The following is a 24,423-nucleotide window of genomic DNA, read 5'->3' on the forward strand; positions in this document are numbered from 1 at the left end:
CCCTGCCTACCCGTTACCCCCTCGACTCGGAGGCTGTCCGTGCTCCAACTGTCCGCGGCCATCGCCGGACTGGTCACCGGCGGGGCCTACGCCCTGATGGGCCTGTCCACGCTGCTGACCTACCGGCTGGTGTCGGTGGTGAACTTCGCCCAGGCCGCCGTCGGCGCATTCGGCGCCTTCGCCATGGTCGTGCTCTACGAGGGCGGCCTGCCGCTGGTGCTGGCGGTGCCCGCGGGCATGGCCGTCGGCGCGCTGCTGCACTGCGGCCTCGGGGCGATCATGGTGCGCTGGTTCTCCGAGTCGAGCGAGGGCGTCAAGGCCGCGGTCACGATCGCGATCTACACCGGGCTCGTCGCGGTGGGGCTGCGCCTGTTCGGGGCGCAGCACCCGCACCGCTTCCCCAGCCCGTTCGACGCCCCCGCGTTCACCCTGGGCGGCGTCGTGGTCACCTGGACCGCCATCGTCACGATGATCCTGGCGGTGCTGTTCGCCGCCGCGCCCGCCGTGCTGCTCAAGCGGACCAGGATCGGCCTGCTGCTGCGCGCACAGGCCGAACGGCCGACCACCGCCGAGCTCATCGGCATCCGGGTGCCCCGGCTCTCGATGATCGTCTGGGGCATCGCCGGCGCGGCCAGCGCGCTGGCCATCATGATCATCGCCCCGCAGCTGGCCAGCGACTTCGGCTCGCAGGCCGCGCTGATCACCCCGGCGCTGGCCGCGGTGCTCATCGGCGCGTTCCGCAGCTTCCCGGTCACCCTGCTCGGCGGCCTCGCCCTCGGCGTCCTGCAGGGCCTGGCCAGCACCTGGCAGGCGATCCAGCAGTTCCGCGGCGTACTGCCCTTCGTGGTCATCCTGGTGGTCCTCGTCTGGACCCGCCGAGGAGACCGCTGGGACGAGCCGGCGTAATCGCCGTCCTAGACCCGTTCGACGCAGGCGAGGAGTCCGCATGAGGCCACGAGTGACCACGGCCGCGGTGCTGCGTGAGTTCAACGCGCCGCTGGAGATCGAGGAGATCGCGTTACCCGCAGAACTCCCGCCCGGCGCCGCGCTGGTCAAGGTGACCCGCACGACCCTGTGCGGCACCGACGCGCACCTGTGGCAGGGCGTGCTGCCCTTCGTGGGGCTGCCGCTGGTCCTCGGGCACGAGATGGTCGGCGAGGTCGTCGCGCACGGGCAGTCCGCCGAGCGCGACGCGCTGGGCAGGCCGATCGGGATCGGCACCAGGGTCGTGTGGTCGGAGTCGGTGTGCGGCAACTGCTACGGCTGCACCGTCCTGCGCGAACCGGTCCTGTGCGCCGACCGCGGCTACGGGTTCCGCCAGCGCGCGGACAAGTGGCCGTTCGTCATCGGCGGCCTCTCGCAGTACACCTACCTGCCGCCCGGCGCGCACCGCCTGGTGGTGCCCGACGACATCCCCGACACCTGGGCCGCGGCGGCGGGGTGCGCGGTGAAGACCGTGCTGCGCGCCTTCACCAACGCGGGCGGCGTCCGCCCGGAGTCCACAGTGGTCATCCAGGGCGCCGGACCGCTCGGCCTGGTCGGCACCGCGGTGGCCAGGGCGGCAGGCGCGGGCCGGGTGATCACCATCGGCGGCCCGGCCAACCGGCTGGCCATCGCCAAGGCGTACGGGGCCGACGTGACCATCTCCATCGAGGAGACCTCCGACCCCGACGAGCGGGTCGCCGTGGTCGAGGAGCTGACCGAGGCCCGCGGCGCGGAGTTGGTGTTCGACTTCGCAGGCTCGCCGTCGGCCAACCGCGAGGGCGTGCTGATGTGCGGGCAGCGCGGCAAGCACGTGGTGGTCGGCCTGGCCGGACCGCAGGCCATGCCGGTGCCGATGGACGTGGTGATGGGCCGCGAGATCCAGGTCATCGGCTCGCTCAACGGCGACGTGTCCGACCTGGACCGGTCGCTGCGCTTCCTGGCCGCGTTCCGGCACCGCTTCGACTGGGACGCCATGTTCGGCGCCCCGGTCGGCCTCGGCGGCGTGGACCGGGCGATCCGGGACATGGCCTCCCAGGTGGCGGTCAAGGCCGTCATCGATCCCGCTCTCGACCTCGAGGAGATCACCGGATGACCGCGCACCCCGCCGACCCGGCCCCGCTGGCCGCCGTCGCCTCCGGCTTCATGGCCGCCAAGCAGCTCTTCGCCGCCAGCGAGCTGGGGATCTTCGCCGCGCTCGGCTCCGGAGCGACGACCGCGGCCGGGGTCGGCGAGACCGCCGGTGTCCCCGAGCGCTCGGCCCGCATCCTGCTCGACGCCATGGTCGGCCTCGGCCTGGTCTCCTATGTGGACGGTGCGTACCGCAACACCGACGCCACCGCCGCGTACCTCTCCGGCGGCGACGGCCTCGACCTGCGGCCCTGGCTGGCGTTCTGGGACGGCCTGAGCTACCCGCACTGGCTCGGTTACACCGACTCCATGCGCACCGCCGAGCCCCAGCCGTTCGACATGGGCGGCGAGCGCATGGGCGCCTTCATGAGCGGCGTGCAGACCTACAACTCCCTGCACGCCCAACAACTAGCCGCGGTCTACGACTTCACCCCGCACCGCGACCTGCTCGACCTCGCCGGCCTGTCCACGGCGTTCCTCGCCGAGGCGCACAAGCAGAACCCCTTGCTGCGCGGTGCTTTCGTCAGCACCGACATGATGTTGCAGATGGCCAAGGGCGGTGCCCCCGCCGGGTTCGCCGACTTCGCCGAGTTCCACGAGGCCGACCCGCTGACCACCGCCGTGCCCGGGCACTACGACTCGGTGCTGCTCGAGCACGTCCTGCACCGGTTCACCCCGCAGGAGAACAAGACCATCCTCACCCGCGCGCGCGAGGTCGTCGACGCGGGCGCCACCCTGCTGGTGCTGGACTTCCTGCTCGACCCGGCCGACGGCCGCCGCCTCGACCCGGTGCTGGCGGGGGAGTACCTCGTCATCGACGGCACCGTCGTCTACCCCGAGGACGAGGTCAGGACCTGGCTCGACGCCACCGGCTGGCGTTGGGTCGAGACCCGCCCGGTCCCCGGCTCACCCCGCGTCGTCATCGCGCAAGCCGTGTGAGGCAAGGACCCCCCGCCGCCTAGTGAAGGGATCACCGGCGTGACTCGTCGTCTGGTCGACCACACCGACGCACCGATCACCGGCTACACCGACCGGATCTCCGCCCGGCCAGGTGAGCGGATCGGCGTGCGCGCCAGCTCCACCGAGCCGCAGGCGCGCGTGCGGCTGCTGCTGGTCGACCACGACGGCACGGCCCCGGTCCGGGTCCCGGTCGCCGCCGGGCTCCCGGACCGGGTCACCGTGCCGCACCAGCACCTCGACCAGGGCTCCTACGGCCTGGTGCCGAACCCGCCCGCCGTCGACGGCGCGATCACCCTCGCGGTGTGGGTGTGGCCGACGGTGCTCGGCGAGTCCGGGGTCGGGGTGCTGACCCAGGGATCGGTCGCCGAACTGGGCATCGACGCGACCGGCCGCCCCGAGTTCACCGCGCACACCGACGACGGCCCGGTCACGGTGACCGCCTCCGCCGCGCTGTCGGTGCGCCGCTGGTACCTGCTCACCGGGTCCTACTCCGAGCGCGGCGCCCGCCTCGAGGTGCGGCCCGCCGCGCCGCTGGGCAGGGAGAAGCTCTCGACCGTCGTCGTCTCCCCCGCGCGCGGCGCGCTGTCCACAGCGGACACGCCGCTGGTCTTCGCCGCCCGGCTGGTCGACGGCGTCATCGAGGACAACTACGACGGCAAGATCAGCGCGCCCTGCGTGTTCGACCGGGCGCTCGACGCCGCGCAGGTCGCCGAACTCGCCGCCGACACCACCGGCGCCTGGCACCGCGGCGCCGCCGCGCAGTGGGACCTCGCCCAGGACATCGGCGGCGACCGGCTGCTCGACCTGGTCGACGGCCGCCACGGCACCCTCCACAACGGACCCCTGCGCGGGGTCACCGCGCACGACTGGACCGGCGAGGTCCTCGACTGGCGCTTCGCCGACTCCGGCTACGGCGCCGTCCACTTCCACGGCTCGGACCTGGAAGACGCGGGCTGGGACGAGGTGCTGGCCATCGACCTGCCCGACGACCTGCCCAGCGGCTGCTACGCCGTCGAACTCGCCACCAGCGCGGGCGTGGACCGGATCCCGTTCTTCGTCAGACCCCCCGCCGACGCCCCGCGCGCCCCGATGGCCTTCCTCGTGCCGACGCTGAGCTACCTGGCCTACGCGCTCGAACACGTCCACATGGCGTTCCTGCCGGAGGACCCCGCCGAGATCGCCGCCCCGTTCGCCCGCCGCAACCGGCTGCACAGCCTCTACGACCGGCACAGCGACGGCAGCGGCGCCGCCACCGCGTCCCTGCTGCGCCCCCTGCTCGGCATGCGCGACGACCACGTGTTCCGGCACGCGAGCGGCCCGCACCAGTACAGCGAGGACCTGCACCTGGTCGGCTGGCTCGGCCGCCAGGGCTTCCACTTCGACGTGCTCACCGACCACGACCTCGACGCCGAGGGCACCGACGCGCTCGCCGGGTACGGCACCGTCGTCACCGGCAGCCACCCCGAGTACTGGACCGGCGCCATGCTCGACGCCGCGACCACCCACCTGCACGGCGGCGGCAGGCTCGCCTACCTCGGCGGCAACGGCGCGTACTGGGTCACCGCCGTGCACCCGGAGAAGCGGCACGTCGCCGAACTGCGCCGCGGCTACTCCGGCGTGCGGATGTGGGAGAGCGAGCCCGGCGAGCTGCACCTGGCCGCGACCGGCGAACCGGGCGGGCTGTGGGCCGAGCGCGGCCGCTCCCCGCACCGGCTCTTCGGCATCGGCACCTCGGCGGCGGGCCTGAGCACCGGCGGCGCCTACGAGGTCGTCGCCAAGCCGGGCGACCCGGTCATCGACGCCCTGCTGCGCGGCATCGACCGCGACGCCCCGCTCGGCCGGTTCGGCGCCCTGCTCGACGGCGCCGCGTCGTTCGAGACCGACGCCTACGACGAACTGCTCGGCAGCCCACCCGACACCAGGCTCATCGGCCGCGCCCTGCTCGGCGAGGCGTACATGTCCGCTGACACCGGCCCGACCACCCCGCACCCGCTGTCGGACCCGGTGGACCGCCGCCGCTCCGACCTGACACTGCTGGACACGCCCGGGGGTGGCGTGGTGTTCTCCGTCGGCTCCATCGGCTGGTGCGCCGCGCTGTCGCACCGCGGTGACGCCAACGACGTGTCCCGGCTCACCGCCGCCGTCCTGCGTTCCTTCGGCGCCGACAGGTACGGAAAGGAGCACTAGATGCCACTGCACCCCGAGGCCAAGGCCGTCATCGAGGCCACGGACGCCGCGGGCGGGCTCATCCCGGTGGGGGTGTCCCCGGCCGAGATGCGCGCCGCGTTCACCGAGAGCTGGCAGGTCCCCGACGACGTGGAGCCGATCGGCCGCGTCTATGAACGCACCATCCCCGGACCGGGCGGCGACCTGCGCGTGCGGGTGTACGAACCCACCGGCGAGGGACCGTTCCCCGGGCTCGTCTGGTTCCACGGCGGCGGGTGGGTGCTCGGCTCGTTCGTCGAGAACGAGGCCACCTGCCGACGGCTGTGCCGCGAGGCGGAGACGGTCGTGGTGTCGGTCGAGTACCGGCTCGCACCCGAGGACCGGTTCCCCGCCGCGGCCGACGACGCCCACGCGGCGCTCACCTGGGTCACCGAGAAGGGCGACGAACTGGGCATCGACACCCTGCGGCTCGCTGTGGCGGGGGAGAGCACCGGCGCCAACCTGGCCACCGTCGCCTGCCTGATGACCCGCGACCACGGCGGCAGGCTGCCCCTGCTGCAGATCCTCGCCTGCCCCGTGATCGCCCCACCGAGCGACCGCCCCTCTTACGTCGACTACGCCACCGACCACTTCCTGACCCGCGAGGCCATGGAGTGGTTCTTCACCCAGTACCCCCGCGCCGCAGCCGACTTAAGCGACCCGTACCTCACCCCACTCGCGGCCGACCTGTCAGGTCTACCCGCGGCTCTTGTCATGACCGCCGAGTACGACCCGTTGCGCGACGAGGGTGAGGAGTACGCGCACCGGTTGATGGACGCGGGCGTGCCCACTGAGTTGGTCCGCTACCACGGCCAGATCCACGGCTTCTTCGCCCTGCTCGCCGACCGGCTCACCATCGCCCCCCTGGCCCACCAACGCGCCATCAACTCCCTGCGCGCCGCCTTCACCCGGGATCTCGACCTCGGCACCCTCCCCGGCTCGTTCGACATCCCACTCCTGCCCAGGCCCGGCACCGGCTCCTAGGATCTAGGGCCTGACCCGGGAGGACACGCGTGGCAAGGCTCATCTACTCGATGATCACCTCACTGGACGGCTACGCCGAGGCCACGGCGGGCGGCCTCGGCAGGGGCGCGGACGACGAGGAGGTGCACACCTTCGTCAACGACCTCTTCCGCCCGGTCGGCACGTACCTCTACGGCAGGCGGATGTACGAGACGATGGTCTACTGGGAGACCGCGCACACCGTGCCCGACCAGCCACCCCACATCCTCCAGTACGCCCGCGACTGGCAGGCGGCGGAGAAGGTCGTGTACTCCACCACCCTGGAGTCGGTGTCGAGCGCCCGCACCAGCATCGAGCGCACCTTCGACCCATCCGCGATCCGCGCCCTCAAGACCGCCGCCCAAGCCGACCTGACCGTCGACGGCCCCACCCTGGCAGCCCAGGCGATCGCCGCGGACCTGGTGGACGACTACCACCTGTTCATCACCACCACCGCGGTCGGCGGCGGCAAACGCTTCTTCCCCGACGGCGTCCGCCTGGACCTGGACCTGGTCACGACCCGCACCTTCGCCAGCGGCCTGATCCACGCCCACTACCGAACCCGCTAGCCCACCCGACCTGTCCCCACCCAGATCCCTTACCCCCGGCCGCGCTCACGACCCGCACGACAACCGCAAGCCCGCGCCCGACCCCGGCGACTCACCTAAAGTGGTGAGGCAGGTACGGAGCGGCAACACAGGGTCGACTTTGTGTCGATAAACGCGTCACTCGGTGTTGCGGTATTGCCCCGTTCGGCCCAAAGCCCGTAAATTTCTGTAACTGGCGTTGCGGCGGAGGGCGGCGAGATGGACCCCACGATGGTGGCGTCGGCGGTGCGGATCGGGGCCGCGTTGGGCAGTGGGGCCGAGGTGGAGTGGGACGAGGTGTTCGACGCGATCACCGGGGCCGTGCCCGATGTGTGCGCCGCGCAGGTCACCGGGTGGGACCCGGTTGCCCGCGGGTTCGTCATCCTCGCCGAGCGCGGGTACTCCCGGACCATCTCCCAGGACCTCGCGCACGAGTTGCCGCGCACCCGCTGGGGTGGCCAGCTGTTCGACTCCGCCGTCCCGTTGCTGATGGACGACGCGCCGCACAACTTCCGGGACTCGCCGCACTACCAGGAGAACCTGCGGCCCGCGGGCCTGGAGGACGGGCTGTCGGCCGCGCTGCGCCTCGGCCAGCAGCGGGTGGTGGGGATCCTGCACATCAACGCCTCGGTCCAGGCGTCCTTCGGCGAGCGCACCCGGTCGTTCGTCAACGAACTGGAGACCGCCTTCGCCCGCCGCGTCGACCCGTTGCGGTCGCCGCGCTTCGACGCCTGGTTCGGGCCCGAGTGGACCGCCAGCCGCCTGGTCCCCGGCGGGATCCCGCTGCCGCTCGCCGACCGGCAGCCGTCCCCGCTCGCCGACGACCCCAAGGTGCAGGCCATCGGCGCCGCCTTCGGGGAACTCGGTGTCGGCACCGTCGCGTTCCTCTGGCCCGGCCCCGATGGCTGGTACCGGGTCCGCCTGCTGCGTGTCACCGAGGGCTCCCGCACCGGCGTCATCCTGGCCACCGCCCCGTACGCCAACACCATGGGCCTCACCGCCCGCGAGATCGACGTGGCGACCGGCATCGTCGCCGGTCTGAGCAACCAGGCCATCGCCGAGGGGCTCGTCGTCAGCCGCCGCACCGTGGAGACCTACGTCGAGCGGCTGCTCGGCAAGCTCGACTGCCAGTCCCGGGGCGAGGCCGCCGGGGTGGCCGCCCGCGCGGGCATCATCCGACCCAACCCCGACGGCGTCGGCGACCTCAACCGCCTCACCCGCGGCTCCGAGCCCCGCTGGCCCTGACCCGGTCTACCGCGCGGGGATTCCCGGTGCCGTCCGCGCGAACTCGACCAGCCGGGACAGCGATGGCGCGGAGATGTCCAGCCCCTGTCCCGGGTTCTTCGTGTCCCGCACGCCGATCGGACTCACCGCGACACACCCGCCCGATTCGCAGCGGCTGCCAATCCGCCACTGGACGGAAGTCGGGACCTGCACCGAAATCACCTCGCAATGGCCTCCCGGGCGGAGGCGCGTCGATTGTCCCGGGATCCGCGGGGTTCCGGGATCCGCTGCCCGGGTGGGCCGGAATTGAGGCTCGGCAACTGTCACCATGGGTAGAGAAGAGCGCAACGGTCGAGTGACGAAGCCACGGTCGTGTTCGGCGCACACCCCGGACTCGGTGTACCTTCCCAGGATCGGGACGGTGAAGGCTTCACAGTGATGGCGTCACGGGTGTTGCTCTCACCGCATCGGGTGAATACCTCAGGGGGCACAGTGGGTCGAGAACCGGATCCGTGGGTCAGCCGGAAACTCCTCGGCAGGCGGCTCAGGCGCGAGCGCGAGCGGCTCGGCGGCACCCAGCAGGAGGTCGTCGCCGCGCTCGAGTGGTCGCTGTCGAAGCTCCAGCGGATAGAGGCGGGCACGCACGGGGTGTCTACGACGGACCTGCGCTCGCTGCTGGCGCACTACGGCACCGGCGCTGAGCAGGAGTCGTACCTCGCCGAGGCCCGCGCGGGCCGGGAGAAGTCCTGGTACGCGGCCTTCCGCGACGTGCTGTCCACGCAAGTGACCAGGTTGTTCGGCTACGAGTCGATCGCGACCTCCATCAGGCAGGTCAACCCGCTGCACATCCCCGGCCCGCTGCAAACCCGCGCTTATGCCAGGGAACAGCTCACGCCCTACTTCGCCGAACCCAGGCTGGGACAAGCGATCGAGGCGCGGGTCGAGCGTCAGCGGCGCCTGTGGGGCACCGACCGCCCCGAGGCCGCGATGGTGATCGACGAGAGCGCCATCCGCAGGCTCGTCGGCGGCCCCGAGGTCATGCGCGAACAACTCCAGCGGCTGGTGCAGGCCGCGACCGAGCCCCACATGAGCGTGCGCGTAGTCCCGTTCAGCACGGGTTGGCACTACGGGCTGGAAGGCTCGTTCATCCTCATCGACGTCGCAGACCCCCAGGGCCGGACCGAGACAGTGCTCTACCAGGAACAGGCCGACCGCGACTTCTTCACCGACGACGACGCCAAGGTGCTCACCGCCTACGACGCCAAGTGGGACGCACTGGAGGCGGTAGCGCTAGGGGAGCGCGAGTCGGGCGAGCTCATCGCGGACCAGTTGCGGCTACTGGGTTCCTGACCCGGAGCTGGAGACAGCCCGCGCCAGGACCGGCCACATGCGCGGTCCTCAGCCGAAGCGGGCGAGCAGCACCGGACTCAGTGGTCGCTGTAGACCTGCCACCGGCGACGGGGCGACCTCGACGTCGGGGTGCGGCCGGCAGTGGTCGTCCACGTCAGACCTCCGCGGGTTCGCCAGGGGTCAGCCAGCGGAACAGGTCGCGCACGTCCGCGGGCGCCGAGGCCAGCGCCTTCTCGACGCCCGCGCGGCCCTCGTGGAAGTGGGCCCAGCCCTCGTAGTGGACCGGGACCACGGCGCGCGGGCGGACGAGGGAGATCAGTTCGACGGCGTCCGCGCCGGTCATGGTGTAGCGCAGTGGGCCGGTGCGGGGGAACTGGACGCCGCCGAGGTGCAGGACGGTGGTGTCGACGGTCAGCCGGGTGGCGACCTCGCGCAGTGCCGGGTACAGCACCGTGTCACCGGTGATCCAGGTGACGCCGGTGGTCGCGTGCAGCGCGAAGCCGGTGACCTCGCCGACGACCGGGCGGCTCAGCGGCGGGCCGTGGCGGCACGGGGTGGCGGTCACCCGGAGCGGTGGTTTGCCGTCCGCCTCCAAGACGACCTCCGACCACGGTGCCAGCCCGGTAGCGCTACCGAGCCTGCGAGCACCTGCCACGGTCGTCAGCACGGTGGGGACCTCGGCCAGTAGCGCGCGCCCGGCCGCGTCAAGGTTGTCGCCGTGGTGGTCGTGGGTGAGCAGTATCGCGTCTATAGGCAGCAAGTCCGCTGCGGCGACTGCGGGGCCCGCCAGCTTCACCGACGAGATCCCCCAGCCGAACCGGTAGCGCTCACCGGGCGGGTCGAACGTGGGGTCGGTGAGCAACCTCCAGCCGTCGACCTCCACCAGCGTCGTCGGACCACCGACATGGGTCACACGGGGCACGTGCGCCATGATCACACCGGGCCCCGCGCCGCCGACAGCCCCCGAACGGCGCAGTGCCCGGATGATCGGATGTCGCTAGCCTGGGCGCGGTGCTCGTCACCGACTGGGGGTGGCGGCGGCTCGGCGCGCGGGGGCGACCCCGCCCGGTCCATAGTGGACCGGTGCCGGGCGGGTCGACCAAGGGGAGATGCTCATGCGCGGACGACTGGGTGTGCTGCTTGCCGGAGTTCTGTTGCTGCTGACACCGGGGCTGGCCTCCGCGCAGGTCCAAGGTCTGCCGCTGCCCTACACCGGCAGCGCCGACCAGGTGATCACCGTGGTCGCGGCCTCGCCGACGGCCACCACCGCCACGCTGACCGCCTGGCGCCGCACCGCCACCGGCTGGGTCGCCCAGATCGGCCCGGTCAGCGCCTTCGTCGGCAAGGCCGGTGTCGGCCAGGCCAGCGAGAGCACCACCAAGACCCCCGCCGGGGTGTGGCCCCTCACCGAGTCCTTCGGCCACAAGCCCACCAACGGCACCCGGCTGCCGTACAAGCAGGTCGACACGTGGGACTGGTGGGTGTCGGACGTGAACTCCGCCTACTACAACACCCCGCGCCGCTGCGCCCCCGGCACCTGCCCGTTCAACGAGGGCGCTGGCGAGAACCTGGGCAAGGTCGGCTACGCCTACGACCGCGCCGTCGTCCTGGACTACAACCGCGCCCCGGCCGTCCCCGGCGCGGGCTCGGCGTTCTTCCTGCACGTCAGCACCAACAAGCCCACCGCGGGCTGCGTCAGCGTCGCCGCCCCCACCCTGGACACCATCCTCACCTGGCTCGACCCGGCCGCCCGCCCGGTCATCGACATCGGCGTCGCCTGAGCGTCAGACCGCGCCCGCCCGGGTCTCGGCGGGCTCCGGCCACATCGCGACGACCGCGGCGATGACGGCCGCCGAGGTCAGCACGAGGGTCGTGGCCATGTCGTCCACGTCAGGCGGGATCATCAGCACCAGGGTGGCGACCAGGCCCGCCCTGGCCGGGAGCAGGCTCCCGCGGTCGGTGAACAGCGGCTGGGCGGCCAGCGAGAAGGCGGCCACGGTCAACCGGATCGTCATGTCGACGTCGTCCAGGGTGAGGCCGACGCAGGCGATGGTGATCACGAGGGCGTGGAAGGCGATGTCCCGCACGACCGGTTTGCCCGCTCGCCCGGTCCGCACCAGGTGGGCGATGGCGGCGCCGATCAGGACCGCGAACCCGAGTAGCACCACCGTCCCCGAGTCGTCCTTGTAGCGGGGGAACAGCAGCGGGACCGCGGCGACGGGCAACACCCCCACGCTGGTGATGACCTCCCACAGCCAGCCGCGCCGCCGCCCCGCGTTGGCGATCACGATCGCGAGGAACGCCCCGAGCAGCCCGACGCAGTAGAAGCGGGCTGGCCCGACCACCGGACCGAGGGCCGCCAGCCTGGTCGCGAACGCCGCGGTGGCCGCGACCGCGCCGAACCCGGCGCCGATGGCGATGGCGCGCCGATGACCGCGCAGGACGACCAGCCCCACCACGGCCGCGATCAGCAGCCACCCGAACACGGTGGTCGAGGTCGGCGCCAGGATGGTGATGCCCCTCGGGGGGCGGTCGTACATGGCCTGCAGCGCGATATCGGCAGGCGTTGCCGCCAGGGTCACCGCGGTCGCGATCGCGAGGACCGCGCTCACGGCTCGCCACACCAGCGTTGATCGCGGTGTCCTGGTCTCGACCGACGTCGCCCGCGGTTGTGCGGTGGGGGGTGGCGTGCCGCTCGCGAGCTTCGGCGGGGCCAGTCTCAGTCGGACGATCTCCGCCAAGGCGCGTCGTTGCCGGGTGTGTCCCGGCCGGGCAGGGGTTTGTCGGGCGGGCTCCGGCGGGTCGGGTTCGTGCCCGCCGTGCTCGGGCCGGGCCGGTTCCGGCTGGGTGGACCTCGATTGCGTGGACTTCGACCGGGTGGCTTCCGACCGGGTGGCTTCCGGTCGGGTGGCGGGCGGTGGCGCGGGATCCGGATGGGTGGACTCCGGCCGGGCGAGTCCTGGTCGGGTCGGGTGTGGCCGGGCGGGTTCTGACTGGACCGGTTCTGACTGGGTGGCGGGCGGTGGTGCGGAGTCCACTGGGTCCGGTCGCGCGGGTTCCGGCTGTTCTGGTGGTGGCAGTGGTCGACTCGCGGCCAGGGTGCTCGTCGCGGCGGCCGCCACGGAGCGGCTGTCGTCGTCGGACAGGCTCTCCAAGGCCAGGCGAGCGGCCAGCGACAGGCCCTCGTGGCCACCGGTCAACAGGCGGGTGAGGTCGTCGACCACGCCCGCCCGCACCGACCGGCTGGGGTGGCTGATCGCCTCCCGTAACTCCAGCGGTAGCTCTGACGGCACGGTCACCGGCCGCCCGCGCCGTGCGATATAGAGGTCGCCCTGGAGGTCGAAGACCCACTTACCCGGTGTCTGGTTGGACGTCGACGCGCGCACCTGGTCGTAGACGTACTCATAGAGCTCGTCCAGCCCTACCAGCCCATCCTGGTCGCGGTCCGCGTCCCCGCTGCGCAGCCCCTCAACGAGCGCGGACGTGAACACCGACGGCCCGCCGGTAGCGCTATCGGTGACCTCTTGCCCCTCGAACGCGTACTCCACCGCACTCGACGCGGTGATCACGGCCCGCCCACGCCCCTGGAACTGCTCCTCCAACGCCACCGCGGTCCCCGCCCGCGCGACCATCCCCCGCCCGAACGCCCCCGCGTAGCAGCAGTCCAACAACAACACGACCCTGCGCGCCCGCGTCCGGTTCATCCGCTGCCGCACGAAGTCCGCGGCCACCGCGGTCGCCGCGAGCCGGTTCAGCTTGGTCCCCGCGGTCGCGAAGTACAGGTCCCCGGTCTCGTCCTTCACCCCGTGCCCGGAGAAGTACAGCAACAGCAGCTCATCCGGCGCCCGATCGGCGAAGAAGTCCTCGATCGCCTCATTGGTCTCCGCCACCGCCGCGTTGTGCAGCGTCCGCACGGAGAACCCCCCGATCCCCGGATCCCCCAACACCGCCGCCAACTGCGCGGCGTCGTGCTTCGGCGCCCGCAACTCCCGCAACCCCGGATCCCCGTACGCATCACTGGCCACGATCAACGCGCGCCTCATCGCACCCACCTCTCCCGAACCCTTACATCGACCGGGCCCCTGATTCCGTGTCGGTTGCCCGGTCACCCCAGATGACCAAGGCCACGGCGGCGAGGCCGATGGCCGTGTGCATGTACGCCATGGCCAGGGGAGTGTTGAACACCAACGGGATGTGGATGAGCAAGGCGGCGACTATGCCGATACGGGCGATCAGCAGCGGCCTACCCGTCAGGCATACCTGTGCCGCCAACCCGATGACCACGCTGGCGATGTACATCGACTTCGTCGGAACAAGCGGATTCGACAAGGCGGCGTAGCCGAGGTTTGCTAAGAGGCAGAGCGGGAACAGCGCATCGACCAAGATAGATCTACCTGCCTTGCGGTGGACAAGGATGACATTGACGTTGTACGCCGACACCAGCACCAAGCAAACGCCTAGCGGTATGAGCCATCGCGGGTCGTCGTAGGCGTTCGGTGCGAACAGGTCCACCGCCAGCACCACGCACACGATCAGCGCCAGCGGATGTGGTCGGAAGAGAGGTTCGGGCAACAACCGCGCCGCGCCATCGAGGACGAGGCAGCCCACAGCGAGCACGAGACCGACCAGGAAGGGGGTGAGCATCGTGTACTCGATGGCCTGCCCTGCGGCTACCAGCGAGTTCATCTTCGTGGCGTAGGCGATCCCCACCATCGCCAGCGGCAGGCCGACTGCGGGCAGGTGGTCGCGAGGAACCGCCACCACCGCGATCAGGGTGGCCACCAACAACCATCGCGCCGCGGGTGTGAAGACCGTGGCGATCGGGGTCATCGCCAGCTGCGCCGCCGCATGGTTGAGGAGCACCACCAGTTGGGTCGGTGCTGTCGCGGCCAGCACGGCGGCCGCCGCCACGGCGAGAACGACCACTGTGACCGGTCGACGGGGGACCGCCGTCGAGCTGATCCGCGTGCGACGAGCGTGAGGTACCGGGGTGCGGCGGGGTCCCAGCACGCCATCGAGGTCCAGGTCGGGTACGTGGTCACTGAGGTCGACCGGCTCGGGGATCCGCCTGTCGACCCGAGGTGCTGTCGTCGGGTTCTGCGCCCTGTGAGTCGGCACCGCGGGAGCCAGTGTCGTTTGGCTGGGTGCCGCGAGGCTCGGCGTCGGGTCGTTCACGGTTGTGGGGCCGACGTCATCGGGCAAGGTTTCGGACACGTCGACTGGACCCGGGGCCACCTCGGCGAGGACCGCTCTCGGCGTGGGTGAAGGTGCTACCGGCGCTGGTTCCGGTGCGGGGGAGTGGGTCGCGAGCACGGCCGCTGCTGCCGCGGCGACTCGGCGGCTGTCATCCTCGGCGAGGTCGAGCAGCGCGAGCCGGGCGGCGAGTGCCTTGCCCTCGTGGCCCGAGGTCAGCAGCCGCGCGAGGTCCTTGACCACGCCTTCGCGCACCGAGACCAGCAGGTGCCCGACCGCGTCGCGCACCTGTTCCGGGAGTTCGGCGGGCACCGTCACCGGTCTGGCCCGGCGCGCCACCCGCAGGTCGCCGCGCAGGTCGAACACCCACTTGCCCGGGGTCTGGTTCGGTGTCGCGGCGCGGACCCGGTCGTAGACGTGGTCGTAGAGCTCGTCCAGGCCGACGAAGCCGTCCTGGTCGCGGTCGGCGTCCCCGGTGCGCAGGCCCTCGACCAGCGCGGCGGTGAACACCGACGGCGCAGGCGCCGAGTCGGTCAGCTCGCTGCCCTCGAACGCGTACTCCATCGCGCTCGACGCCGTGATCACCGCGCGGCCCCTGCCCCGGAACCGCTCCTCGACGCCGACCTGCTCGCCGGCCCTGGCGACCATGCCGCGGTGGAACGCCCCGGCGTAGCAGCAGTCCAGCAGCAGCACGACCTGCCGCGCCCTGGTCCGGTCCATCTGCCTGCTGACGAACTCGGCCGACACCGCCGTCGACCCCAGCCGGTCCAGCCTGGTCGTCGCGGTCGCGAAGTGCAGGTCGCCGGACGGGTCCTTGACGCCGTGGCCGGAGAAGTACAGCAGGAGCAGGTCGTCGCCGTCGCGGTCGGCGAAGAAGCCCTCGACGGCCTCCGAGGTGGCCGAGGCGGGCAGGTCGAGTTCGGTGCTGACCGCGAACTCGCCGATCGCCGGGTCGCCCAGCACCGCGGCCAGTTCCCGCGCGTCGGCCTCGGGTGCCCGCAGCGCGCGCAGCCCGGGGTCGCGGTAGTCGCGGTTGGCGACGATCAGCGCGTGCCTGGCCATGACCCCAGACCGTACCGCCTACGGTCGGTCCTCGGTGTCGTCCGGGTCCTCGTCCTGGTCGAGGAAGGTCTCGATCACCCGGTGGTCCGCGCGGGTCCTGGCGCCGGTGATCTCCAGGGTCCGGCCGTCCTGGGCGGTGATGGTGATCCTGCGGTCGGTGGCGCGGGTGATCCAGTCGCGCAGCGCCCTGGCGAGCTCGACGAGCACGGGGGAGGAGCTGACGGCGACCACGAGGGTGGTCAGCGCGCCGGGGTCCATGCCCTTGCTGTGCTCCGGTGGGGTGCGCTTGTCGTCGAAGTCGACCGAGTCGACGTCGAGTTCCAGCAGTTCGGAGCGCAGCTGGCGGGTCAGCCCGTCGGCCTCCGCCTCGTCAGCGCCGTGCACGTGCACCGAGATCGACCTCATGGCGCCAACCGTAGCGGGGCGGCCGACCCCGCCGCGGCGGCGGGCGTCAGGCCACGAACTCGGTCAGCACCATGACCTTCGGCTCGGTGAAGTCCAGCATCGCCGACTGCACGCCCTCGCGGCCCACCCCGGAGTCCTTGACCCCGCCGTAGGGCATCTGGTCGGCGCGGTAGGTCGGCACGTCGCCGATCACCACGCCGCCGACCTGCAGCTTCGCCGTCGCGTACGCGGCCACCCGCAGGTCGTGGGTGAACACCCCGGCCTGCAGCCCGTACCGGGACCGGTTGGCGGTCGCGATGGCCTCGTCCACCGACGCCACCCGCTCGACCACGATCACCGGGCCGAACACCTCCTCGGTGACCACCGCGCACCCCGCGGGCACGTCGGCCAGGACCACCGGGTCGATGGCGTTGCCGTTGGTCCTACCGCCGGTGAGCAGCGTCGCGCCCCTGGTCACCGCGTCGGCCACCCAGTCGGAGACCCGGCGGGCGGCGTCGGCGTTGATCAGCGGGCCGACGTGCGTCGCCGGGTGCGCCGGGTCGCCGGTCGGCAGCCCGCGCACGTACTTGACCAGCGCGGGCACGAACTCGTCGTACACGTCGGTGTGCGCGTAGACCCGCTGCACCGACACGCACGACTGGCCCGCCTGGTGCGTGCCGAACGCCGCGACCCTGGCCGCGGCGCCGTCGAGGTCGGCCCAGTCGGGGGCGATGATGACCGGCGCGTTGCCGCCCAGTTCCAGCAGCACGTGCTTGCGCGGGTGCGAGTCGTTGATCCGCCAGCCCACCGCGTCGGACCCGGTGAACGAGATGACCGGCAGCCTGGGGTCGCCGACCAGGTCCGCGATCTGCTCGTTGGTCATCGGCAGCACCGACCACGCGCCCGCGGGCAGGTCGGTCTCGGCCAGCAGTTCGCCGAGCAGCAACGCCGACAGCGGCGTCGCAGGCGCGGGCTTGATGATCACCGGGCAGCCCGCGGCGATGGCCGGGGCCAGCTTGTGCGCGACCAGGTTCACCGGGAAGTTGAACGGGGTGATGCCCAGCACCGGTCCGCGCGGCACCTGCCGGACCAGCGCGACGCGGCCCTCCGAGCCGGGGTCGGTGTCGAGCCGCTGCACGGTGCCGGAGAACCGGCGGGCCTCCTCCGCGCCCCACCGGAACGTGGCCACCGCGCGAGTGACCTCGGTGCGCGCCCAGGTGATCGGCTTGCCCGACTCGGCGGTGATCAGCGCCGCGACCTCCTCCAGCCGCTCGTCCAGCCGTCGCGACACGTGGTCGAGTGCGTCGGCCCGGACGTGCGCGGGCAGCGCGGCGACCTCGTCGCGGACGGCGGCCGCGGCGGCCACCGCCTCCTCGATGTCGGCGGCGGTGGCGTTGCTGGTGACCCCGGTGACCGCGGCGTCATACGGGCTGCGCACGGTCACCGGGGAGTCGGAGGTGCGGGGTTTGCCCGCCACCCAGTACGGGGTCGGCACGGGAGTGGGGCCGCTCACTGGGCCTGCCCGTAGTGCATCCAGACGCCCTTGATCTCGGTGTAGGCGTCGATCGCGTAGGGGCCCATCTCGCGGCCCCAGCCGCTGGACTTGAACCCGCCCCACGGCGCGGCAGCGTCAGGGATGCAGGGCATGTTCACGAACACGGCGCCCGCGCGGATGCCGTTGGCGAGGCGGTGGGCAGTGCGAACGTCGTCGGTCCACACTGACGCGGCCAGGCCGTAAGGGGAGTCGTTGACGCGGTGCAGCAGCTCGTCCTCGCCGTCGTAATCGAGGACAGTCAGCACTGGGCCGAAGATCTCCTCGCGCACGATCGCCATGTCGTCGGTGACACCGGCGAACACGGTCGGGCGGTAGAAGTTGCCCTTGGCCAAGTCACCCTCGGCGCGCGCGCCACCGGCGACAAGCTGGGCGCCAGCGGTAACGCCACCTCGCACGTAGGAGTCGACCTTGGCGAGGTGCTCGGCGGTGACAAGAGGGCCGAGTTGGGTGTCGGCGGCGTTGCCCGGCCCGATCTTGAGGCCGTCGACCGCCTTGCCGAGCTTGGTGGCGAACTCGTCGACCCGCTTCGAGTCCACGTACAGGCGGGCGAACGCGGCGCACACCTGGCCGCTGTTGAGCAGACCCCCGGCGACGGCGCCCGCGACGGCCGCGTCGATGTCGGCGTCGCGCGCGATGACCGTCGGGGTCTTGCCGCCCAGCTCCAGGGTGATCCGCTTCAGGTCGTGCGCGGAGGCGGCGACGATGTCCTTGCCGACCTCGGTGGACCCGGTGAACGAGACCTTGTCGACGCCGGGGTGGCGGACCAGGGCCTTGCCAGCGGCGGGGCCGCCGGTGATCAGGTTGACCACGCCTGCGGGCACGCCCGCCTCGGCGCACAGCCTGGTCAGGAAGGCCGCGGTCAGCGAGGTCTGCTCGGCGGGCTTGAGCACCACGGTGTTCCCGCAGGCCAGCGCCGGTGCCAGCTTCCACGTCATGATCATCAGCGGGAAGTTCCACGGGGCGATCAACGCGCACACGCCCACCGGGACCCGCTGGTCGAACTGCAGGGTGTCCGGGAAGGAGACCTGCCGCACCGCCCCGTCGATCTTGGTGGTGTACCCGGCGAAGTAGCGGAAGTGCTCCACCGCCCCGGCCACGCTGACCGCCTTCGCGACCCCGAGCGGCTGCCCCTGGTCCGCGGTCTCCAGCGCCGCGATCTCCTCGCCGTGCGCCTCGATCAGATCCGCGATCCGCCACAGGATCCGCGCCCGCTCCGTAGCGGGGACCCGCCCCCACCCCGGCAACGCGGCCCGAGCCGCCGCCACCGCCGCGTCCACCTCAGCCACCCCGGCATCCACCAGGGTCGCGATCTGCTCCCCACTGGCCGGATCGACACTGGCGAACTCACCAGCCCCGGCCGGACGCACCCACTCCCCATCGATGAAAAGCCCCTCGGTGCGCATCGGCTCCCCTTCCTTGCCGCCACTGGACCAACGCGACACCAAGTCTCAGCCCAGCACCCCTCCCAGTGATTGCCTACCAGCGCATACCAATTGACCCGCCGCGCCCGGAGGCGCCTTCCGCGTGCTTGGCCGGTGTGCCAGGTCAGGGCAGTTCGGGTTCGATCCGGCCTGCGACGGCGTTCGCGATCTTGCAGCGCTCTGGTGCCGGCCCGCCGAGGACATAGACATCGACGCGGCTGCTGTCTGTGACGTTGATGGCGACCACGCAGCCATTGGCGGTCTCGTCCAGGGTCTGCACGGCGTCACGCGAACCGACCTTGACGGGAGTGCGCGGCTGACTGCCCTGAAGATCCTTGATGCCGTCTTGCTGGTAGTAGGTGATGTCGAGCGAGAAGCTGTCAGCGATGACGGGCTTCTCCGCGCGCCACCGGCACGCCGTGTACCCCTTGGACTTCTTGGGTCTTGCGGAGGTGCTGATGCCCAACTCCTTGATCATGGAGCTGGGCAACCACTCGCACGGGTCCGCTGCGGGCGCGGGTGAGGTCGTGCCCGGGGTCGAGGTGGTCGTGCCGGTGCTCTCGGCTCCAGCACTGGGGGTACCGGGCTCCTGTGTCGTGCACCCGGCCAGCGCGACCGCCACGCCCGCGACACAGGCAAGTCTTGTCGAACGCCTCACAGACCTTCTTCCCCTCAGCTGAGCTGCCCCGCCACCTGCTGGTCCACAGACTGATAGTTTGCCATCGCCTGTCTGATCGCTGCCTCAGCGTCCAGCAGCGATACCCGCAGTTGGTCCAGCTGGGTGAGGAAGCCTGCGCTGTCACTGGCGACTTGGCGGAGGTAGGGCTTCATGACCTCGGCGTTGGTGGAGGTGCCGAGTTTGGCCGTTTGGTCGAGCTGGCGGAGGTCCATCATGTTGTCGTCGACCCATGCCACCATGTTGCGGATCGCCGTGAGCAGCGATTGCCCGCCGTGGTCGTTCACGGCGAAGCCGCCGCGGGCTGCCAGGGCGGCGAACTCACCTACGGCCGCGCCGATGCTGCCGATGTCGTCGGTCGTTGCCACGTGCGCTCCCCTGCGTGCTCCCTGTCCAGCGGGACAGTAGCAACGTTGCCGTCAGGGCAACTGCGGAACGGGGGAAGATGGTCACAATAGGTGATAGTGACCGAGGTCACGACAACGGGAATCGAGTCCGCGGGTTTCGGCTACAAGTGGAGACCGTCAGTCGGCGCGGTGGGTGGCGCTGCGTTGGCGGTATTCGCTGGGGGAGAGGCCGTATTCGGTTTTGAAGGCTCGGCTGAGGTAGGAGGCGTCTACCAGGCCCCAGCGGGCGCCGATGGTGCCGATGGCCAGTTGCTGCTTGGCGGGGTCGGCGAGGTCTTGGCCGCAGCGTTCGAGGCGGCGTTGGCGGATCCAGCCGGAGACGGTCACTCCCGCGTCGCTGAAGAGCTTGTGCAGGTAGCGGGTGGAGATGTGGTGGGCGGCGGCGATCTCGGTGGGGGACAGCGCCGGGTCGTTGAGGTGGGTTTCCACATAGGACTTGATTTTGACCAGCAGTGCGCCGCGGGTGGATTCCGCTGGGACGTTGGAGTAGTCGACGCGGTCGGCCAGCGCGGTGCCGAGGAGGTCGACGACGTTGCGGGCCAGGCGGACGCTGCCGTAGACCTGCGGGTCGTCGAGGTTCCTGGCCAGTTGGACGAGGATCGACGACACGATGCCGGACACGCCGGAGCCGCCGGAGAAACGGGTCGCGGTCAGCTGCTCCACGTGACCCGATGGCAGGCACAGCATGTCGCGCGGGAACATCAGGACCAAAGTGGACGACACGTCGTCGAAGGCCAGGGTGTAGGGCCGGGTCGTGTCGTAGATGGCGAAGTCGCCCGGGTCCAGCGCGGCCTGGCGGCCGTCCTGCGACAGGCGGGCCGTGCCGTGCAGCTGCAACCCCAGCTTGTACATCTCCGGGTTCGCCCTGGCGATCGCGCGGTGCGTGCGGCGGACGGTGTGGGCGTCGGCGGTGGCCTCGTAGACGGCGACGCTGCCCAGGTTCTGCCCGCGCAGCCGCCCCCGGAAGGCCGCCCGCTCACCGGGCGCCGCCTCCAGTGGGACGAACGTCTGCGATACCGCGGACTCCCACAGGTCGAACTGCTGCGCCGCTGGCGCGCCCGCCGTCGTCACCGAGTACGTCAACGCTGACCTCCTTGCCGCAAGTGACACTGCGTGACTGGGAACACTCTGCCCCGCGCCCCGGTCCCGTCAAGGGGCCGCCGCGCACCGAGTCCGACCCGCAACACGGACCGACCGCGATGCGCTGGCGGACAACCGCTGTGCACCCCTTGCCAACCGCACAACGCCGGAAGTGGGTAGACCTGTTCCCATCGGCGGCACGCGCCGCCGCCGGAGTGGGAATCATATGCGATCCGCTACATGATTTCGACGACGAAGTCCGATGGAGGAGGTCACCATGGGTGAGCTGGTCCTGGCAGCCAAGATCACGCACGTTCCGTCGATCTGGCTGTCCATCCAGCCCGGCAAGAACCACGGCATCCGCAAACCCGCGGAGGAGGGACTTGCCGAGGTCGGCCGCCGTGCCCGTGAGCGCGGTGCCGACACCTTCCTGGTGGCCGACTCGCACTGGATGAACAGCATGTCCTTCCACGTCAACGGGAAGGCCAGGCACTCCGGCAGCTACGCCTCGCACGAGCTGCCGCACTTCATCGCCGACCTGGAGTACGACTACGACGGTGCCGCCGACCTGGCCAAGCTCATCGGCGAGGAGATCAACGCCGGTGGACAAAAGGCCATGGTCCACGACGTCAAGGACCTGGGCCTGGAGTACGCGACCCTGGTGCCGATGCACTTCATGAACCGCCCGGAGAACACCGGCGGCGCCCAGCCGCTCAAGGTGCTGCCGATCGGCTGCAACATCTACTCGACCATCGACGAGAACCGCAGGGTCGGCGAGGCCATGCTGCGCGCCATCAAGCGCTCCGACCGCAAGGTCGCCTTCCTGGCCAGCGGCAGCCTCTCGCACCAGTTCCCCACCAACGAGATCTCCTCGCAGTACCTGAACAAGATCTCCAACCCGTTCAACGAGCAGGCCGACCGGGTCGTGCTCGAGCAGTGGCGCGAGGGCCGCATCGCGGACTTCCTGGAGACGCTGCCGACCTACAACGAGCGCTGCACCGGCGAGGCCGCGATGGCCGACACCGCCATGATGTTCGGCCTGCTCGGCTGGAAGGACTACAGCGGTAGAGGCGAGCAGCTCTGCGACTACTTCCCGAGCAGCGGCACCGGCCAGGTCATCGTCGACTTCCCGGTCCCGGCGTGAGCGCGCACCCGCTGGGTCTCCAGCCGTCGAAGATCATCGCGGTGCACCTGAACTACCGCAGCCGGGCCGCCGAGCGGGGCCGCTTCCCCGAGGAGCCGTCCTACTTCGTCAAGCCGCCCTCGTCGCTGTCGCACACCGGCGCCGACCTGGTCCGACCCAAGGGCACGGTGCTGTCCGCGTTCGAGGGCGAGATCGCCGTCGTGATCGGCAAGCGGGCCAAGAACGTGAGCCGGGCGCAGGCGCTGGACCACGTCAAGGGCGTCGCCGCGGCCAACGACTTCGGCGTGCACGACCTGCGCTACGCCGACCGCGGCTCCAACCTGCGCAGCAAGGGCGCCGACGGCTACACCCCGGTCGGCCCGGTCCTGCTCGACCCCCGCACCGCCGACCTGACCCTGCGCACGTGGGTCAACGGCGTGCTGGTGCAGGAGGCCAAGGTCGACGACCTGCTGTTCGACTTCGCCTACCTGATCGCCGACCTGTCGCGCACCATCACCCTGGAGCCCGACGACATCATCCTCTGCGGCACCCCCACCGGCGCGACCGTCGTCGAGCCGGGCGATGTCGTGGAGGTCGCCGTTGGTGACTCCGAGCGACTGGTCAACACCGTTGTGGAGGCCGACACCGAGCTCCCCAAGCCGGGCGCGCGGCCGCAGGTGACTCCGACGGATCGGTCGATCGCTTACGGCAACGACGTTCCCGCCATCAAGGCGGAGACCGAGGCCGCGCTCCGGCAGGTGTCCACCGCGACCCTGTCCAGCCAGCTGCGCAAGCGCGGTCTGAACCACACGTTCCTCACCGGACTCGCCCCGGCCCGCCCGGACCTGCGCATGGTCGGTACCGCGCACACGCTGCGCTACCTGCCGTTGCGGGAGGACATGTTCGACCAGCGCGGCGGCGGCATGAACGCCCAGAAGCGCGCCGTCGAGGCCATCGGCGACGGTCAGGTCCTGGTGATCGACTGCCGCGACGAGCACGGCGCTGGCACCATCGGCGACATCCTCGCCCTGCGCGCGGCCCGCCGCGGCGCGGTCGGCATCGTCACCGACGGTTGCCTGCGCGACAGCCCGTCGTTCCGCGAGTTGGAGATCCCCACCTACTCCGCGGGCGCGCACGCCGCGGTCCTCGGCCGCAAGCACGTGCCGTGGGAGATCGGCGTCGACGTCGCCTGCGCCGGTGTGCTGGTGCGCCCCGGTGACGTGCTGGTCGGCGACGGCGAGGGCGTCATCCTCATCCCGCCCGCCATCGTCGACGAGGTCGCCGCCGACGCGCTGGAGATGGAGCGCCAGGAGAAGTTCATCCTGGCCAGGGTCGACGAGGGCGAGTCCGTCGACGGCCTCTACCCGCTCGGTCCGAGGTGGCGCGAGGCGTACGACAGCTGGGACGGGCAGTGAGCAGCCCCGCCACCCCGACAACACCGGCGCTGGAGGGCAGGTCCAAGACGCAGTACGCGTACGAGACCCTCAAGCAGCGCATCGTCGACGGCTGGTACGGCCCCGGCACCCGCCTGGTGTTCGACCGCATCGCCCGCGACCTCGGCGTCAGCGCCGTCCCGGTGCGCGAGGCGGTGCGGCGGCTGGAGGCCGAGGGCTGGGTGGTGTTCGAGCGCAACGTCGGCGCCCAGGTCGCGGGCGTCGACCCGGACCAGTACCGGCACGCCATGCACACCCTGGCCCTGCTGGAGGGCCACGCCATGGCCACCGCGCGGCTCACTCCCGCGGCGCTGACCAGGGCGGCGACCCTCAACGAGCGGATGCGCGCCACCCTCGCCGCGTTCGACCCGCTCGGCTTCACCCGCCTCAACCGCGAGTTCCACCTGCTGCTGTGCGGCGGTTGCCCGAACCCGCACCTGCGCGACCTGGTCACCAGGGAGTGGAACCTGCTCGACGTTCTACGCCGGTCGACTTTCGCACTGGTCCCCGGCAGGGCTCGTGAGTCGGTGGAAGAGCACGACGAGCTCTTGCGCCTGCTGCGCACCGGTGCCCCGGCCGCCGAGGTCGAGGCGTTCGCCCGCCAGCACAAGCTCAACACCGTCAGCGCTGTCGTATCCGCCAAGTAGCA

Annotated in this window: 22 protein-coding genes; 12 read left to right on the forward strand and 10 right to left on the reverse strand. The window is 71.3% G+C overall.

The window, feature by feature from the left end; translation table 11 throughout:
* The first annotated feature begins 39 nt into the window (after positions 1-39).
* The 7 genes from CLV68_RS32655 to CLV68_RS32685 all read left to right on the forward strand — a co-directional run bounded on the left by CLV68_RS32655 (position 40) and on the right by CLV68_RS32685 (position 8,111).
* A complete protein-coding gene (locus CLV68_RS32655; RefSeq protein WP_121394895.1) occupies positions 40-906 on the forward strand; it encodes a branched-chain amino acid ABC transporter permease in 867 nt (288 codons plus the stop codon).
* A gap of 40 nt (positions 907-946) precedes the next feature.
* Positions 947-2,077: a zinc-binding dehydrogenase gene (locus tag CLV68_RS32660; protein ID WP_121394896.1), complete on the forward strand. Its 1,131-nt coding sequence runs from the start codon at positions 947-949 to the stop codon at positions 2,075-2,077.
* Positions 2,074-3,051: a methyltransferase gene (locus tag CLV68_RS32665; protein WP_121394897.1), complete on the forward strand. Its 978-nt coding sequence runs from the start codon at positions 2,074-2,076 to the stop codon at positions 3,049-3,051. The genes CLV68_RS32660 and CLV68_RS32665 overlap by 4 nt, the downstream gene beginning before the upstream one ends.
* A gap of 39 nt (positions 3,052-3,090) precedes the next feature.
* Positions 3,091-5,259 (forward strand): N,N-dimethylformamidase beta subunit family domain-containing protein, encoded by a 2,169-nt coding sequence (locus tag CLV68_RS32670; RefSeq protein ID WP_121394898.1) that lies wholly within the window; start codon positions 3,091-3,093, stop codon positions 5,257-5,259.
* Complete coding sequence (locus tag CLV68_RS32675; protein ID WP_121394899.1) at positions 5,260-6,261, forward strand: alpha/beta hydrolase; 1,002 nt, start codon at positions 5,260-5,262, stop codon at positions 6,259-6,261.
* Between the two features lie 29 nt (positions 6,262-6,290).
* On the forward strand, positions 6,291-6,848 hold the full coding sequence (locus CLV68_RS32680) for a dihydrofolate reductase family protein (protein WP_121394900.1): 558 nt from the start codon (positions 6,291-6,293) through the stop codon (positions 6,846-6,848).
* Between the two features lie 237 nt (positions 6,849-7,085).
* Positions 7,086-8,111, forward strand: coding sequence for a helix-turn-helix transcriptional regulator (locus CLV68_RS32685; RefSeq protein WP_121394901.1), 1,026 nt, complete (start codon positions 7,086-7,088; stop codon positions 8,109-8,111).
* Between the two features lie 6 nt (positions 8,112-8,117).
* Here CLV68_RS32685 and CLV68_RS35850 read toward each other — a convergent pair whose 3' ends face one another.
* Positions 8,118-8,420, reverse strand: coding sequence for a DUF397 domain-containing protein (locus CLV68_RS35850; RefSeq protein WP_121394902.1), 303 nt, complete (start codon positions 8,418-8,420; stop codon positions 8,118-8,120).
* Positions 8,421-8,582: 162 nt separating this feature from the next.
* Between CLV68_RS35850 and CLV68_RS32695 the strand changes: the two genes are divergently transcribed.
* Positions 8,583-9,440, forward strand: coding sequence for a DUF5753 domain-containing protein (locus CLV68_RS32695; protein WP_170224723.1), 858 nt, complete (start codon positions 8,583-8,585; stop codon positions 9,438-9,440).
* A 154-nt stretch (positions 9,441-9,594) separates the two neighbouring features.
* Here the strand turns inward: CLV68_RS32695 and CLV68_RS32700 are convergent, their stop codons facing one another.
* On the reverse strand, positions 9,595-10,362 hold the full coding sequence (locus tag CLV68_RS32700; RefSeq protein WP_246010248.1) for an MBL fold metallo-hydrolase: 768 nt from the start codon (positions 10,360-10,362) through the stop codon (positions 9,595-9,597).
* Between the two features lie 193 nt (positions 10,363-10,555).
* On the opposite strand from CLV68_RS32700, the gene CLV68_RS32705 reads away from it, so the two are divergent.
* On the forward strand, positions 10,556-11,221 hold the full coding sequence (locus CLV68_RS32705; RefSeq protein ID WP_121394940.1) for a L,D-transpeptidase family protein: 666 nt from the start codon (positions 10,556-10,558) through the stop codon (positions 11,219-11,221).
* Between the two features lie 3 nt (positions 11,222-11,224).
* Here the strand turns inward: CLV68_RS32705 and CLV68_RS32710 are convergent, their stop codons facing one another.
* From CLV68_RS32710 to CLV68_RS32745, 8 genes are all read right to left on the reverse strand, one after another.
* Positions 11,225-13,483, reverse strand: a complete 2,259-nt coding sequence (locus tag CLV68_RS32710; RefSeq protein WP_121394904.1) for a caspase family protein — start codon at positions 13,481-13,483, stop codon at positions 11,225-11,227.
* Positions 13,484-13,505: 22 nt separating this feature from the next.
* Positions 13,506-15,695, reverse strand: a complete 2,190-nt coding sequence (locus CLV68_RS32715) for a caspase family protein (RefSeq protein ID WP_121394905.1) — start codon at positions 15,693-15,695, stop codon at positions 13,506-13,508.
* A gap of 18 nt (positions 15,696-15,713) precedes the next feature.
* A complete protein-coding gene (locus CLV68_RS32720) occupies positions 15,714-16,100 on the reverse strand; it encodes an effector-associated constant component EACC1 (RefSeq protein ID WP_121394906.1) in 387 nt (128 codons plus the stop codon).
* 46 nt (positions 16,101-16,146) lie between these two features.
* Positions 16,147-17,574, reverse strand: a complete 1,428-nt coding sequence (locus tag CLV68_RS32725; RefSeq protein WP_121394907.1) for an aldehyde dehydrogenase family protein — start codon at positions 17,572-17,574, stop codon at positions 16,147-16,149.
* A 14-nt stretch (positions 17,575-17,588) separates the two neighbouring features.
* Complete coding sequence (locus CLV68_RS32730) at positions 17,589-19,037, reverse strand: aldehyde dehydrogenase family protein (RefSeq protein ID WP_121394908.1); 1,449 nt, start codon at positions 19,035-19,037, stop codon at positions 17,589-17,591.
* Positions 19,038-19,179: 142 nt separating this feature from the next.
* Complete coding sequence (locus CLV68_RS32735; protein WP_342772834.1) at positions 19,180-19,713, reverse strand: DUF3558 domain-containing protein; 534 nt, start codon at positions 19,711-19,713, stop codon at positions 19,180-19,182.
* Positions 19,714-19,727: 14 nt separating this feature from the next.
* Entirely contained in the window at positions 19,728-20,099 is a 372-nt protein-coding gene (locus CLV68_RS32740) for a hypothetical protein (RefSeq protein WP_245782656.1), read from the reverse strand.
* 156 nt (positions 20,100-20,255) lie between these two features.
* Positions 20,256-21,221, reverse strand: a complete 966-nt coding sequence (locus tag CLV68_RS32745) for an AraC-like ligand-binding domain-containing protein (RefSeq protein ID WP_121394910.1) — start codon at positions 21,219-21,221, stop codon at positions 20,256-20,258.
* 274 nt (positions 21,222-21,495) lie between these two features.
* Here CLV68_RS32745 and hpaD point away from each other — a divergent pair, with 274 nt between their 5' ends.
* The 3 genes from hpaD to CLV68_RS32760 are packed head-to-tail and all read left to right on the forward strand — an operon-like array spanning position 21,496 to position 24,421.
* Entirely contained in the window at positions 21,496-22,362 is an 867-nt protein-coding gene (hpaD, locus tag CLV68_RS32750) for a 3,4-dihydroxyphenylacetate 2,3-dioxygenase (protein ID WP_121394941.1), read from the forward strand.
* A complete protein-coding gene (locus CLV68_RS32755; protein ID WP_121394911.1) occupies positions 22,359-23,756 on the forward strand; it encodes a fumarylacetoacetate hydrolase family protein in 1,398 nt (465 codons plus the stop codon). Before hpaD ends, CLV68_RS32755 begins: the two co-directional genes overlap by 4 nt.
* The gene (locus CLV68_RS32760) at positions 23,753-24,421 is read left to right on the forward strand and encodes a GntR family transcriptional regulator (RefSeq protein ID WP_121394912.1); all 669 of its coding nucleotides are present in this window, start codon (positions 23,753-23,755) and stop codon (positions 24,419-24,421) included. Before CLV68_RS32755 ends, CLV68_RS32760 begins: the two co-directional genes overlap by 4 nt.
* Positions 24,422-24,423 lie beyond the last annotated feature (2 nt).

The sequence above is a fragment of the Actinokineospora cianjurensis genome, assembly GCF_003663795.1.
Lineage (GTDB): Bacteria > Actinomycetota > Actinomycetes > Mycobacteriales > Pseudonocardiaceae > Actinokineospora > Actinokineospora terrae.

Coding starts and splice junctions, on each gene's coding strand:
- CLV68_RS32720 (WP_121394906.1), bottom strand. CDS start 16,100: ATGAGGTCGATCTCGGTGCACGTGCACGGCGCTGACGAGGCGGAGGCC.
- CLV68_RS32685 (WP_121394901.1), top strand. CDS start 7,086: ATGGACCCCACGATGGTGGCGTCGGCGGTGCGGATCGGGGCCGCGTTG.
- CLV68_RS32675 (WP_121394899.1), top strand. CDS start 5,260: ATGCCACTGCACCCCGAGGCCAAGGCCGTCATCGAGGCCACGGACGCC.
- CLV68_RS32705 (WP_121394940.1), top strand. CDS start 10,556: ATGCGCGGACGACTGGGTGTGCTGCTTGCCGGAGTTCTGTTGCTGCTG.
- hpaD (WP_121394941.1), top strand. CDS start 21,496: ATGGGTGAGCTGGTCCTGGCAGCCAAGATCACGCACGTTCCGTCGATC.
- CLV68_RS35850 (WP_121394902.1), bottom strand. CDS start 8,420: ATGGTGACAGTTGCCGAGCCTCAATTCCGGCCCACCCGGGCAGCGGAT.
- CLV68_RS32665 (WP_121394897.1), top strand. CDS start 2,074: ATGACCGCGCACCCCGCCGACCCGGCCCCGCTGGCCGCCGTCGCCTCC.
- CLV68_RS32710 (WP_121394904.1), bottom strand. CDS start 13,483: ATGAGGCGCGCGTTGATCGTGGCCAGTGATGCGTACGGGGATCCGGGG.
- CLV68_RS32660 (WP_121394896.1), top strand. CDS start 947: ATGAGGCCACGAGTGACCACGGCCGCGGTGCTGCGTGAGTTCAACGCG.
- CLV68_RS32730 (WP_121394908.1), bottom strand. CDS start 19,037: ATGCGCACCGAGGGGCTTTTCATCGATGGGGAGTGGGTGCGTCCGGCC.
- CLV68_RS32715 (WP_121394905.1), bottom strand. CDS start 15,695: ATGGCCAGGCACGCGCTGATCGTCGCCAACCGCGACTACCGCGACCCC.